Annotated in this window: 13 protein-coding genes; 4 read left to right on the top strand and 9 right to left on the bottom strand. The window is 31.2% G+C overall.

Translation table 11 applies throughout. The annotated features are described in order from the left end of the window. Positions 1-70 precede the first annotated feature (70 nt). From trpA to MHN29_RS01910, 7 genes are all read right to left on the bottom strand, one after another. Positions 71-838, bottom strand: coding sequence for a tryptophan synthase subunit alpha (gene trpA, locus MHN29_RS01940; RefSeq protein ID WP_235273281.1), 768 nt, complete (start codon positions 836-838; stop codon positions 71-73). Between the two features lie 2 nt (positions 839-840). Beyond that, positions 841-2,019 carry a tryptophan synthase subunit beta gene (gene trpB, locus MHN29_RS01935; RefSeq protein WP_150900468.1) on the bottom strand — a complete coding sequence of 393 codons (1,179 nt, stop codon included), beginning with the start codon at positions 2,017-2,019 and terminating at the stop codon, positions 841-843. Beyond that, positions 2,000-2,623 carry a phosphoribosylanthranilate isomerase gene (locus MHN29_RS01930; RefSeq protein WP_235273282.1) on the bottom strand — a complete coding sequence of 208 codons (624 nt, stop codon included), beginning with the start codon at positions 2,621-2,623 and terminating at the stop codon, positions 2,000-2,002. Before MHN29_RS01930 ends, trpB begins: the two co-directional genes overlap by 20 nt. 3 nt (positions 2,624-2,626) lie before the next feature. Continuing rightward, positions 2,627-3,415, bottom strand: coding sequence for an indole-3-glycerol phosphate synthase TrpC (gene trpC / locus MHN29_RS01925; RefSeq protein ID WP_150900469.1), 789 nt, complete (start codon positions 3,413-3,415; stop codon positions 2,627-2,629). 1 nt (position 3,416) lies between these two features. Next, complete coding sequence (trpD, locus tag MHN29_RS01920; RefSeq protein WP_235273283.1) at positions 3,417-4,403, bottom strand: anthranilate phosphoribosyltransferase; 987 nt, start codon at positions 4,401-4,403, stop codon at positions 3,417-3,419. Positions 4,404-4,413: 10 nt separating this feature from the next. Beyond that, positions 4,414-5,007 (bottom strand): aminodeoxychorismate/anthranilate synthase component II, encoded by a 594-nt coding sequence (locus MHN29_RS01915; RefSeq protein ID WP_235273284.1) that lies wholly within the window; start codon positions 5,005-5,007, stop codon positions 4,414-4,416. A 70-nt stretch (positions 5,008-5,077) separates the two neighbouring features. Further along, the gene (locus MHN29_RS01910; protein ID WP_235273285.1) at positions 5,078-6,469 is read right to left on the bottom strand and encodes an anthranilate synthase component I family protein; all 1,392 of its coding nucleotides are present in this window, start codon (positions 6,467-6,469) and stop codon (positions 5,078-5,080) included. Positions 6,470-6,879: 410 nt separating this feature from the next. Between MHN29_RS01910 and asnB the strand changes: the two genes are divergently transcribed. Next, positions 6,880-8,541, top strand: a complete 1,662-nt coding sequence (gene asnB / locus MHN29_RS01905) for an asparagine synthase B (protein WP_235273286.1) — start codon at positions 6,880-6,882, stop codon at positions 8,539-8,541. Between the two features lie 52 nt (positions 8,542-8,593). Here asnB and MHN29_RS01900 read toward each other — a convergent pair whose 3' ends face one another. Further along, a complete protein-coding gene (locus MHN29_RS01900; protein ID WP_235273287.1) occupies positions 8,594-9,562 on the bottom strand; it encodes a hypothetical protein in 969 nt (322 codons plus the stop codon). A 113-nt stretch (positions 9,563-9,675) separates the two neighbouring features. On the opposite strand from MHN29_RS01900, the gene MHN29_RS01895 reads away from it, so the two are divergent. Further along, positions 9,676-10,341, top strand: a complete 666-nt coding sequence (locus tag MHN29_RS01895) for a hypothetical protein (RefSeq protein WP_235273288.1) — start codon at positions 9,676-9,678, stop codon at positions 10,339-10,341. A 62-nt stretch (positions 10,342-10,403) separates the two neighbouring features. After that, on the top strand, positions 10,404-11,039 hold the full coding sequence (locus tag MHN29_RS01890) for a hypothetical protein (protein WP_235273289.1): 636 nt from the start codon (positions 10,404-10,406) through the stop codon (positions 11,037-11,039). Between the two features lie 65 nt (positions 11,040-11,104). Here MHN29_RS01890 and MHN29_RS01885 read toward each other — a convergent pair whose 3' ends face one another. Next, a complete protein-coding gene (locus MHN29_RS01885; protein ID WP_235273290.1) occupies positions 11,105-12,271 on the bottom strand; it encodes a DUF3103 family protein in 1,167 nt (388 codons plus the stop codon). 519 nt (positions 12,272-12,790) lie between these two features. Here MHN29_RS01885 and gyrB point away from each other — a divergent pair. After that, positions 12,791-14,728 carry a DNA topoisomerase (ATP-hydrolyzing) subunit B gene (gyrB, locus tag MHN29_RS01880; RefSeq protein ID WP_150900478.1) on the top strand — a complete coding sequence of 646 codons (1,938 nt, stop codon included), beginning with the start codon at positions 12,791-12,793 and terminating at the stop codon, positions 14,726-14,728. Positions 14,729-14,775 lie beyond the last annotated feature (47 nt).

Raw genomic sequence — 14,775 nt, 5'->3', positions numbered from 1 at the left:
GTTTGTGTTATAAACCACTAATTTATAACATTCAATAATGTCTTTAAGAACTTTAAGTTTTTCTTAACAGTTAATTTTTTATACCTGAAATAAATGTTGAAATATTATCAACTCCATTTTTCCCCAACTCTTTTATAAATGCCGAACCAATAATAGCTCCATTCATATAATCACAAGCAGTAGAAAAGGTTTTATGATCTGAAATTCCAAAACCAACAATTAACTTACTTTGTAAATTCATGGCATTTATTCGATTAAAATAATCTATTTGTTGTTGAGAAATTTCTCCTTTTGCTCCAGTTATTGAAGCTGATGCTACTACATAAATAAATGCATTTGTTAGAGAATCTATCTTACGAATTCTTTCTTCTGATGTATGAGGTGTTATTAAAAACACATTAGTTATTCCATAACCATCAAATAATTTGTTATAGTGATTCTCATATTCAATCATTGGTAAATCTGGAATAATTACAGTATCTATACCACATTCTTTTACCTTCTGACAAAATTCATGCTCTCCATATTTTATAATTTGATTCAAATATCCCATTAAAACTAACGGTGTCTTATTAGTATCTTTAACAGACTTTAATTGCTCAAATATTACATCTAAGTTCATTCCATTATTCAAGGCTACTGAACTACTATGTTGTATTGTTGGTCCGTCGGCTAATGGGTCTGAATATGGCAAACCTACTTCTATAAAATCGACACCACTTGAACTTAGCTCGGCTATTATTTTAGTTGTATCATCTAGCTTTGGAAAACCAGCTGTAAAGAAAATAGATAATAGATTTTGACTTTTCTCTTGAAAAATATTTTTTACTGAATTCATGATTACTCCTCTAAATGCTTAATATAAGTTTCTAAATCTTTATCACCTCTACCTGATAAATTAATAATAATGGTTTGTTCTTTTTTCAAATCCATTTTAGGTAAAACAGCTAAGGCATGTGCACTTTCTAATGCAGGAATAATTCCTTCAATTTTTGTTAACTCATAGGCTGCTTCTAACGCTTCTTTATCGGTTGCATTCATAAACTTAGCCCTGCTTGTTTCATGTAAATATGCATGCAAAGGACCAACTCCAGGATAATCTAATCCTGCTGAAATAGAATAAGGTTCCACTATTTGACCATATTCATCTTGCATCAAAATTGTTTTACTTCCATGTATTACTCCAACCTCTCCTAATTGTGAAGTTGCTGCACTTTCTCCTGAATTAACTCCTAAACCTGCTGCTTCTACTGCTATTAGTTCCACTTCTTCATCATCTAAATAATGATAAAAAGCTCCAGCTGCATTTGACCCTCCTCCAACACAAGCTATTACTGTATCTGGATTTTCTTTTCCTGTTTGTTCTTTTAATTGGGCTTTCATTTCTTCTGAAATCACCGCTTGCAAACGTGCTACCATGTCTGGATACGGGTGTGGACCAACTACAGACCCTATTAGATAATACGTTTCTGGGTTTTGAATCCAATAACGAATTGCTTCATTGGTTGCATCTTTTAATGTTTTACTACCACTAGTAGCTGGAACTACTTTTGCTCCTAACATTTTCATACGAGCTACATTCGGAGCTTGGCGCTTAATATCGGTTTCTCCCATAAAAACCACACATTCTAAATCCATTAAAGCACATACTGTAGCTGTTGCAACACCATGCTGTCCTGCTCCAGTTTCAGCTATAATTTTAGTTTTTCCTAAGTGCTTTGCTACCAAAATTTGTCCTATAGTATTATTCACTTTATGAGCTCCAGTATGGTTTAAATCTTCGCGTTTTAAATAAATAGTAGCTCCATATTTTTCAGACAATCGTTTTGCTAAATATAATGGACTTGGTCTTCCAACGTAATGTTGCAACAAATCTTTATATTCTTTTTGAAAAGCCTCTGAACTAAGAATCTTCAAATAATTATCTTCTAACTCTTTTACGTTTGGATGTAATAATTCTGGAATAAATGCTCCTCCAAACTGTCCGTAATATCCTTCTTTAGTTGGTTGAAATTTCATTTTTAAATTTCTTTATTTTTTTTACCGATTTTAAACCAGCTTCTTTTTCAAACTTACTATTTACGTCTAGTGCATAAATTGGTAAATCTGTTTTAATAATATTTTGTACTTCTTTTATTTCTTCCAATCCAATACCTCCGCTTAAAAAAAACGGTTTTGTTGAATTGTAATTTTTTAAGATCGACCAATCGAATGTAACTCCATTACCTCCTCTTTCTTTTCCTTTAGTATCAAACAAGAAGTAATCAACAACTGCCTCGTATGGTTTTAGTATTTCAAAGTCAAATTCGTCTTTAATTCCAAAAACTTTAATAAGTTCAATTTTTGGTAAATGCTCTTTTAAACTTTCAATATAAGTTACTGATTCATCTCCATGTAACTGAACTGCTTCTAGCTTATATTCTTCAACAAGAGAAATTACTATTTCTAAATACTCATTTACAAAAACCCCAGTTTTCTTAATCCCTTTAGGTAATTGTGGAATAATTCCTTCAAAATTTCTTTTTGATTTATCGTAAAAAATGAATCCTAAATAGTCTGGCTGCAAACCTGCTACTTGTTGGATATTTTCTACATATTTCATTCCACATACTTTCAGTTTCATACCTTATCTAATTTGGCTGATAAACTCTTTACACGCCTCACCTGGGTTTTCTGTTTTCATGAAGTTTTCTCCTATTAAGAAACCTTGAAACCCATGCTCTTTTAATCCAGTAATAATTCTTGGATCTGAAATTCCACTTTCTGAAACTTTTAGAGCTGTATCTGGAATTTGACCTGCTAACTTTATCGAATGTTCTAAGTCAACCTCGAAAGTTTTAAGGTTCCGATTATTAATACCAATAATCTTATTATCTAAATCATTTATTTTATCTAAATCTTCTTGTGTATGCACCTCATATAAAACTTCCAAACCTAAATCTGATGCTAACTGTCCATAGTTTTTCAATTCTTGTTTGGTTAAACAAGCAGCTATCAACAATACCACATCCGCTCCAATAGCTTTAGCTTCTACAATTTGAAAACCATCTACAATAAAATCTTTTCTTAAAATTGGTTTTACTTGATTTACTGTTCTAGCTTCTAATAAATCCGCCATAGAACCTCCAAAAAACGAAGTATCGGTTAGAATAGATTGCGCTGCTACATTAGCATCTAAATACCCTTCTGTAACTTCTACAACTGTAGCCTTATCATTTATAATTCCTTTTGACGGCGATTGACGTTTGAACTCAGCAATGATTCCTGTTGAACCAACTTGTAATAAAGATTTTTTTAATGAAAATGATGAATTTTTAAAGTTTGGACTCTCCACCAACTTCTTAACAGGAACTTCAGCTTTTATTTTTGCTACTTCTGTTTTTTTAAACGCTATTATTTTATCTAAAATTGTCATTTTAACTTACTAGTTTTTCTAATGATTTTTTCGCTTTTAATCCAAACAATGAATCTTTTGCTTCTTCAAAAGCAATTTCAAAACTTTTATTTTTATCAAATGTTTTTAATGCAAATGCCGTATTTGTTAACACTACATTATTTTGTTGTTCTGTTCCTTTTCCGTTAATAATATCTACAAATATTTTCGCTGCTTCTGCTACTGTGTCTCCTCCAAAAATATCCGATTGTAATATTTGTTTTTGACCTAAATCTGATGGCGAAATTTGTTGTTCCGCCTCTTTTGTAAACAATTTGAAATCACCCGTTAACGAAATTTCATCATAACCATCTAATGCATGTACCACTCCGTAATTTACACTAGACTGTTGCAACATATAATTATATACTCTAGCAACCTCTAAATTGAACACCCCTACTAATTGATTTTGTGGCGCACTAGGGTTTACCAAAGGACCTAACATATTAAAAAACGTTTTTACTCCCAATTCTCTTCGTATAGGAGCTACCACTTTCATTGCTGGATGGAATAATGGAGCATGTAAAAAGCAAATATTTGCTTCATCTAACTGTCGTTTTAATACTGATTCATCATTAGTAAATTGGTATCCTAAAAACTCCAACATATTTGATGATCCAGAAGCAGACGACACTCCATAATTACCATGTTTGGCCACTTTGTTTCCTGTTCCTGCAACAATAAATGAAGTTAGAGTTGAAATGTTAAATGTATTTTTCCCATCTCCTCCTGTACCACATAAATCAATAGTATTAAAATCTGATAAATCAACTTTTATGGCTAACTCCAATAAAGCTTCTCTAAATCCAGATAATTCATCTACAGAAACTGGACGCATCAAAAATACTGTAATAAATGCAGCTATTTGAGACGCATTATATTTTTCTTGGGCTATATTTATAAGTACTTCTTTTGATTGTTCTTTAGTCAATCGTTTTTGTTCGAAAAGCGTATTTAATATTTTTTTCATTTCAATGGCTTTAAGCTTGAAGCTTTAGACTTTCAACTGAATTAATAAAATTTTGAATCATCTTTTTCCCTTCTGGTGTTAAGATACTTTCTGGATGAAATTGCACTGCTTCTAAATGATGTACTTTGTGACGCAATGCCATTATACTTTCGTTATCATCAATAGCTGTTATTTCTAATTCTTCTGGAAAATTTGTATGCGAAGCAATCCATGAATGGTATCGTGCTGCTTCAAATGTTTCTGGAATATCTTTAAAAGTAATACAATCATCCTTTAAAACTTTCATCTCTGTAGCTACTCCATGAAATACATCATTTAAGTTTTCTAATTCACCACCAAAAACTTCTGTGATTGCCTGTAAACCTAAACACACTCCAAAAATCGGAATCTTTCCTGCGTAAGTTTTAATCGTTTCTTTTAAAATACCTGCCTCATCTGGAATTCCAGGACCTGGCGATAAAATAATAGCATCGTAATTTTTAATTTCATCAATTGAAATTTCATCATTACGATAAACGTCAGGTAATTCTCCAGTTATATCTTCTACATAGTGTACCAAGTTATAGGTAAACGAATCGTAATTATCTAATATTAATATTTTCATTTTTCTATGTTGTATATTAAAGACTCAATAGTAAGATTAGGAATCTCATCTCTCAATTCTTCTCTTTGTTTTATATTTCTTCTGCTAACACTAAAGCTTTCTTTAATGCTGCCAATTTGTTATTTACTTCCTGCAACTCATTTTCTTCTTTCGAGTTGATAACTATTCCTGCCCCTGCTTGATAAAACAACGTATTGTTTTTACTTACAAACGAACGTATTGCAATGGCCTGATTTACATCTCCATTTAGTCCAATAAATCCAACACAACCTCCATAAAATCCACGTGTTTGATTTTCATATGTATCTATCAACTCCATTGCTTTATATTTTGGAGCACCACTTAGAGTTCCTGCAGGAAAAGTATCTCCTACAATTTCTATTGGATTTCCAGTAATTTTCCCAGTAACTGTAGACACCAAATGAATTACATGACTAAAATACTGCACTTCTTTATAGGTTTCTACTGTAACATTTGTAGCGTGCTTACTTAAATCGTTTCTAGCTAAATCTACCAACATTACATGTTCTGCATTTTCCTTAGGATCGTTTGCTAATTCTTTTGCCAACTCAGTATCTTTTGCATCGTCTCCCGTTCTTCTAAATGTTCCTGCAATTGGATTTATAATAGCTTCTTTTGCATTAATTTTTATCTGAGCTTCAGGCGATGAACCCATCAATTTAAAACTTCCATAATCGAAATAAAACAAATACGGTGATGGATTTATAGATCGTAATGCTCTATATACATTGAACTCATCTCCTTTAAATTTTTGTTGAAACTGACGTGATAACACCAATTGAAACACATCTCCTCTTTTACAATGTTCTTTGGCTTTTGTTACACTATTTTTAAAGTCTTCATCTGTAATATTAGAAGTTTCACTTCCTTCAAAATTGAATTGATATTTTGCAAAGGATTGTGAATTAGCCAAATTCGAGATTTCTGATAATCGAGATTCTTCTCCTTCTGGAATATTCTCTATTAAAATCATTTCATTTTTAAAATGATTAATTGCAATTATAAATCGAAAGAAACTATACTGCAACATAGGTATTTCTGATGGTGCTTTTTTTGAATTCAATTTTATAGTTTCAAAATATTGAACAGCATCAAAAGTTGTATATCCATATAAGCCATTAAACGATTTGACTTCTTCAGTACAATCAACATCTATCAAACTACTATAATTATCAAAATAATCATAAAAATTACGATCTATAGCCTTTCTTTCTAACTCCTTTTTTTGATATGAAAATGAAATATCATTTCCTTCTGCTTTAATTGTTATTAAAGGCTCAATACATAAAAATGAGTAACTATTCTCTTTACTATGATAATCTGAACTTTCTAACAATAAACTATTTGCATATTTATCTCTTGTTTTTAAATACAAACTTACAGGAGTAATTGTATCTGCTAATTGTTGTTTAGATATTGTTGTAAACTTTATTTTATTCATTTTTAATTTTATTATAAAAAAAAAAGGCTTATCATGAGATAAGCCTTTTCGTTGTATTATGGATATAACGGTATGGTCTCACTAACGTAAGTTATGAGTTCTCCACCACCAGTTATTTAATAATTGTTTCATCATTATGAAGCAAATGTATAACAGATTTTTAAAAATCCAAATTTTTATTTCAGTTTATTTCTAAAAAATCAAAAAAAGTAAGTTTAAAAAGCAAAACACCTATAAAACGATTACATATTAACATAAATATGCATTTATAAGTTTTAATTTAAAACACAAATAACAAATATTGTTTTCAAAAAAAAACATCATTCGGTTATTTGTATCGAAATAATAAACGAAAAAACAAAATATGTTTCTCGATTCTATTTCGAGATACTAATTAAAAATATAAAACTATGTGTGGAATTGTATGTGCATTTGATTTAAAAGAAAAAACTGAACAACTAAGGCCTCAAATCTTAGAAATGTCAAAGAAAATTAGACATCGTGGTCCAGACTGGAGCGGTATTTACAGCGACGAAAAAGCTATTATGGCTCATGAACGTTTGGCTATTGTAGATCCGGCTTCTGGACAACAACCTTTATTTAGTGAAGATCGTCGTTTTGTCTTAGCTGCTAATGGAGAAATTTACAACCACAAAGAGTTACGCCCACAATTTAACGGAAAACACAAATTTTTAACACAGTCTGATTGTGAGGTTATTATTGCTCTTTATAAACAAAAAGGCGTTGAGTTTTTAGATGAATTAAACGGTATTTTTGGTTTTGCAATCTATGACTCTATTACTGACGAATACTTAATTGCCCGTGATCATATGGGAATTATTCCTTTATATATGGGGCGGGATAAAAAAGGAACTTTTTATGTAGCTTCTGAACTAAAAGCTTTAGAAGGAGTTTGCAACAAAATTGAAGTATTTCCTCCAGGTCACTACTACACTCGTGAAGACGGTTTACAACGTTGGTACTCTAGAGATTGGATGGAGTACGAAGCTGTTAAAGACAACCAAACATCAATTGATGAACTACGTGACGCTTTAGAAGCTGCTGTTCACCGTCAATTAATGAGTGATGTTCCTTACGGAGTTTTACTTTCTGGTGGATTAGATTCTTCTATCACTTCTGCCATTGCTAAAAAGTATGCTGCTAAACGTATAGAAAGTGGAGACACTAAAGACGCTTGGTATCCTCAATTACACTCATTTTCTATTGGATTAGAAGGATCACCAGATTTAGCTGCTGCAAAAAAAGTATCTGATCACATTGATACAATTCACCATGAAATTACCTTCACTATTCAAGAAGGTTTAGATGCTATTCGTGATGTAATTTATAACTTAGAAACCTACGATATTACAACCATCCGCGCCTCTACTCCAATGTACTTAATGGCAAGAGTTATTAAATCTATGGGAATTAAAATGGTGTTATCTGGTGAAGGAGCTGATGAAATTTTTGGAGGATATTTATACTTCCATAAAGCGCCTAATGCTGAAGAATTCCACAAAGAAACTGTTCGTAAACTTGATAAACTGTACCAATACGATTGCCTTCGCGCTAACAAAAGCTTAATGGCTTGGGGAATTGAAGGACGTGTTCCTTTCTTAGATAAAGAATTTATGGATGTAGCAATGCGTATTAACCCTGAAGATAAAATGATTAACGGAGAACGTATGGAAAAATGGGTATTACGTAAAGCCTTTGAAAGTTATTTACCTGAAGAAGTTGCTTGGAGACAAAAAGAACAATTTTCTGACGGAGTTGGATACAGTTGGATTGACACTTTAAAAGAATTAGTTGAAACTGCTGTAACTGATGAAATGATGAAAAACGCACAGCATCGTTTTCCTACTCAAACACCAAGAGCTAAAGAAGAATACTATTATCGTTCAATATTTGAAGAGCATTTTTCAAGTGAAACGGCAGCTTTAACAGTTCCTTCTGTTCCATCAATAGCATGTAGCACACCTACTGCATTAGCTTGGGACGCCAGTTTCCAAAACGTAAACGAACCTTCAGGTCGTGCAATTAAAGCTGTACATGAAGATGCTTATTAAATAAATTTTAAAACTTATAATTGAAAAAATCCTACCATCTGGTGGGATTTTTTTATTCAAAATCTAAAACATTTTCTGCTTCAATTAGCTTTTGTAATGCATTTACTTTCTCCATCATTTTATGATAAAACACATTTTGCTCTTTTTCTCCCGCTGTATTTAATAACTTTGAATGATACAATTGCTTATTAAAATATTTTTTTGCTTCTAAACATGTTTGTTTATCACTTGTTGAAAAATAGGAAAGCATTGAACTAGGAACAAACAACTTTTGCTGTTTAGGTGTTGTAACTAACACATTGTTATTCATTAACAACAACTCATTATAATACAACTTAAAAGATTTCTTTTTTGAAACAACTTTTAATGAAATATCATTTAATAATTGTTTTAATTCCTTACAAATTTCAATTGCTGTTTCTACCGAGAGCTGACCTGCTTTATAATAAAAATGGATTTGCTTTAATGTACTATTTATTGTAGTTGTATCCCAAATTTCAGTAATAGATAAATCACGATACAAATCCCCCAGTCTTTTTGCCGATTGTAATGTAGATAAATTTGGATGATAACTCTCAAAGCTTTTATTCCTAAAAGTTTTATCGAGAAGTTTTAACCATACATAAAATTTAAAATTACTCAACACACCAGAAGTTAGTGTATAAAAAATAGGGATATCTTTTGCCGAATAATACACTTCACTTTTATCTGCATTTAACAAAGGCAACAAGGATTGATATGAACTCTCAAAATAATACTGTAACTCTTTTTCATTAGTTATTTGTTTTGTCTTTTGTACTGAGACAAAATTTCTATTTGACATACCAAACAAGCTATCTAGTGACAAATTAAAATAACGAGCTAATAAAACACTTTCCTCTAAAGTAAACTTACTTTTCAAGCTCGTACGTCTATGCGCTGCATCATAACTAATATCTAATGCCATAGCTATTTCACTATTAAGAGAATCAGTTTCCGACAACCCCTCTTTAATTTTTTGCAATAATATCTCTTGAAACATATAACAATACTTTTATTTGCGATAATCACAAATAAAAATATTGATTTTTGTTTTATAAACAACTATAAATGTGGTAATCACAATAATTTTGAAACATCTTAAGTTCAAAATTTATGAAACAAATACTTTTAATAATACCCTTACTTATTACAATTTCATGTATAAGTCAAGTAAAAAAAGACTCTTTAAAAACTAGATTAGATTCAGAATCACAAAATAAAGATTCTTCTAATTACCTAGAAAGAATTGTATTCAAAGTAGGTGGTGGTTTGTTTATTCCGCAAGGAAATTTAAATACTTATTTTGGAGTAGCTCCTCTTATTGAATTAAACGCAAACTTTCCTATTAAAGAAGAAAAATCTATTGAGCTTGCACTTCAATTTGTGATTCCTAATCAAAAACAAAACTTCTTGTACTTAAGAACTATTGATACCCTGCAAGTTAAAAGCAAAATGATGATCAATCTTTTTATCAACCTAAAAAAGAAATTATACAGTAAACATAATTCTACAATAGACATATCATTAGGAATTGGTGGTTCTACTATAAGAACTGACGCCAGAAACCCCTCATACACTGGAAGAAAAGATGAAGAAAAATATGAAATGGTTTCCTCCTTATTAATCAGCCCTGGAGTTAATTGGCATCATCAATTCAGTCGCAAAACAAAAATCACTTTTAGCTTAAATCTTCAATACTCTCCTTATAAAGTAGAAGGTGCCTTAAGAGAAGACATTGGAGCTTCCGGTATCATTCCAAAAATTTTATTCACATTTTAATCCTATTTCAAAACCAATCAAAAAGACAGATCACCCCTCATTTATCAACTAAAAAATAAGCCATGAAAACTCAAAAAACAATCCTATTACCCTTTATTTTATTCATAACCACTTCTTTTTCTCAACAAAAAAAAGATATATATTTAATAACAGAAAGTGGATACCAAAATCTTAATAACAAAACATACATTCATTTTGGTATTGGTGCTGAATATTTTCTATCAAAAAAAAGCAGTTTATCATTACGAATTAAGTATTTAAACACAGGAATTGAATATCATAAGGCAAAAATTTCAGCAGGATTTGCTGGATTCTTTGGAGCGCCTGAAAAAGCATTCTCTTACAAAGGAAAAATCATAATCATTCCGTTTAATTACATGTTTGAAAATCGTTTTTTCTTTAAAAACATAAAATACTTCTTTAACACTGGTATTGCCTTAAATTTTACAGTTGAAGATCGTTTTTTAATTGTGAAAAATATCACACCTGATTACAACAATAAAACATATTTTAATTTCAACTTAGGCGCTGGTTTTATTTATAAACTGAACAACAAAATCCACTTATCAATCTCTAAAGAAATTTCACTTCTTGGAGGGGCAAAAACACAAGAATCTGTTGGTTTTATTTTTCCTCAAAAATTGAGTCCCTATACATCCATTTTAAATATTGGTTTACGATACAAGCTTAAAAACTAACACTTTCTTAAACAAAAAAGCACTCTGACATATCAGAGTGCTTTGTTATTTTAATTTTTAAATTCTTAATTAGACGCAACAAAGAAAGGAGATAAATTTACCCTTGCATTTCCTCTTGCACCATAATGATTGTTATAGTTTTTATTTTTTTCAATAGTGTAAAAAGAATCTACATAATCATCATTATTAGTATACCATTGATCTGGCATAGCTTGAATAATTGCACCAGCAACTTGTCCTAAAACATTTACCCAAGGCTGTGTAGCTACAGTACCTATTATTTGGAATACTCCACTAACAATAGTCGACACTAAACTCTTATAATTTACATTATCATCCTTTTCAAATAACTGGATATTTGCTGCTTGATACTTATAATCATCCCAGAATAATAATATTTGATTTGGATAATAATCAGTTCCATCGTGATCTAAGTAATACATAGGAATCACTTTTATTTCAGGTTTATTTGCAGCATCTTTAATTCCAGAAGTAATAGCATATACTTCAGCAGCTCCACTTATCCATGGCTCCTCATCATTATTCAATCTAATCTTATCTAATTTTGTAGTTTCTAACCCTGAATTTCTTGGTGACACTGGGCTAAAATCCATATTAGATTTAGTTAGTCTTTCATTTTGCACACCTTCTTCTTGAAGATACTTATTCATATAAGCTACTTCCTTTTTTAAAGTCTCAAAACCATTAGTCTCAATTACAATAACCGCTTGCTCTGGAGCTTTTTTAGCATCTAAAAGAACTAACTTCTTATCAATAGTATAAGCTTCTACTGTAGACCAGTTTTTTTCTTCTCCTTCAGGCGCAAAAGAAAATAACACTTTTGAAAAATCAAGTTTCTTCTTAGGATTATGCATCCAAACTTCTAAAATTTCAATTTTTTCTGGAGCAAGATCAGCATTTGCTCTTTCTTCTAAAGTAGTTGTTTGAGTAGATAAACTTTTATAAGCTTCCTCATTACCTACTATACTTTTTGTTTCATCTAAAATTTTAGATAACGCAACACTAGGCTGTTGAGCTTCCAACATACTAACTGTTTTGTTCATAAAATCTTGATTCTTCATTAAATCAATGAACTTGAAAGCTACTTCTTTCTTATTCACTTCATCTAACTCTGCTTGTTGATTAGGGGTATCTAATTCATTTGAATTAGTACAATTCACTAATAACACTGAAGCCAACAAGGCTTTTACTAAAAATCGGGGGATTCTCATTTTTTAAAAATTTAATTTATTAATATCGAGACCAAACATACAAAAATTACATTATATTATGTTAAAAATGTTAAATTTTTACAATTAATTAATCTTAAACCAATAAAAACTAACTAATCCTCACCAAAACACAACTATTTAATAAGTTTTAGTTAATTTCTCTTTATTTGACTATTTTTAAATTATCTCATCTATATTCTCCAAACTAAAATCTTCTTTTTAAGAGTTTATTCATCTTTTTGTTTTTCAGAATTAAATAAAAAAATCAATTATCAACTTTAAGCACATTTTTAAGCCTTTTAACAGACTTTCTAATAAAATATATTTTTGATGATTTTTTAAACAAAACAGCTTAAAAACTTTATTATCAAGTTTAAAAACTGTAGATTTGTAAGGATAAATAATCGCAAAACGCGGTTATTTTTTGTGTTATTAAATATTGTTCCTCATATGATTTTAATCAGTTAGGAATCTTAAAGAATAACAATCAGAAAACAAATTAATTTTTAACTCTAAGAAATGAGCGAAGAAAAAAAGCATAATTATTCAGCCGATAGTATTCAAGCACTAGAGGGGATGGAGCACGTAAGAATGCGTCCATCGATGTATATTGGAGATGTTGGTGTTCGTGGTTTACATCATTTAGTTTATGAGGTAGTTGATAATTCTATTGATGAAGCTTTAGCTGGTCATTGTGATACTATTTCAGTAGACATTAATGAAGATAATTCTATCACCGTTCGTGATAATGGGCGTGGTATTCCCGTGGGAATACATAAAAAAGAAGGAGTTTCTGCACTACAAGTTGTAATGACTAAAATTGGTGCTGGTGGTAAATTTGACAAAGATTCATATAAAGTTTCTGGTGGTTTACACGGTGTTGGTGTATCTTGTGTTAACGCACTTTCAGACCACTTAACTGCTACAGTACATAAAGAAGGAAAAATTTGGCAACAAGAATACGAAAGAGGTAAAACATTATATCCAGTAAAAACTATTGGTGAAACTGATTTTACTGGAACTATTGTTACTTTTTTACCAGATAGATCTATTTTCCAACAAACCACAGAGTACAACTATGACACATTAGCTACTCGTATGCGTGAGTTAGCTTATTTAAATAAAGGAATTACTATTACCTTAACTGATAAACGTAATAAGGATGATGAAGGAAACTTTATAGCTGAAACATTCCATTCTACAGAAGGTTTATCTGAATTTGTTAAATATTTAGACTCTACCCGTGAGCAATTAACAGCTAGTGTTATTGCTATGGAAGGTGAGAAAAACGGAATTCCTGTTGAAGTAGCTATGGTATATAATACTTCTTATTCTGAAAACTTACATTCTTATGTGAACAACATTAATACTCACGAAGGAGGTACGCATTTATCAGGTTTCCGTCGTGGATTAACACATACCTTAAAAAAGTATGCTGACGAATCTGGATTATTAAAAAATGTAAAGTTTGACATCTCAGGAGATGACTTCCGCGAAGGACTTACCGCTATTATTTCTGTAAAAGTAGGTGAACCTCAATTCGAAGGGCAAACTAAAACTAAGTTAGGAAACAGAGAGGTTACCTCTGCAGTTTCACAAGCAGTTTCAGAAATGCTAACTGATTACTTAGAAGAAAATCCTAACGACGCTAAGACTATTGTTCAAAAAGTAATTTTAGCAGCTCAAGCCCGTCATGCAGCTAGAAAAGCTCGTGAAATGGTACAACGTAAAACTGTAATGAGCATTGGTGGTTTACCTGGTAAATTATCTGACTGCTCTGAAACAGATCCTGCTCAATGTGAAATTTTCCTTGTCGAGGGAGATTCGGCAGGTGGTACTGCAAAACAAGGACGTGATCGTAATTTCCAAGCAATTCTTCCTTTAAGAGGTAAAATCTTAAATGTTGAGAAAGCAATGCAACACAAAGTTTTTGAAAACGAAGAAATCAAAAACATGTTTACTGCACTAGGTATTACTATCGGAACAGAAGAAGACCCTAGAGCTTTAAACTTATCAAAATTACGTTACCACAAAGTAGTTATTATGTGTGATGCCGATGTCGATGGATCTCATATTGCTACCTTAATTCTAACTTTCTTCTTCCGATACATGAGAGATATGGTAGAACAAGGTTACATTTACATTGCTACTCCACCTTTATACCTAGTTAAAAAAGGACAAAAACGTGAGTACGCATGGGATGACAACCAACGTGATTTAATCGCTCAGAAAATGGGTGGTGGTGTTAATATCCAACGTTATAAGGGTCTTGGAGAGATGAATGCCGAACAATTATGGGACACTACTATGAACCCAGAGTTTAGAACACTTCGTCAAGTTGTTGTTGACAACGCTGCTGAAGCCGACAGAGTATTCTCTATGTTAATGGGTGACGAAGTTCCTCCTCGTAGAGATTTTATTGAAAAGAATGCTAAGTACGCTAATATTGATGCTTAGAATTTTTAAAATATTATAAATTAAAAACTCAACCAAAATGGTTGAGT

The organism is Tenacibaculum sp. Cn5-46 (genome assembly GCF_022347705.1).
In the GTDB taxonomy this organism is placed as follows: domain Bacteria; phylum Bacteroidota; class Bacteroidia; order Flavobacteriales; family Flavobacteriaceae; genus Polaribacter; species Polaribacter aiptasiae.
This window is presented reverse-complemented; position numbering and strand designations above follow the sequence as displayed.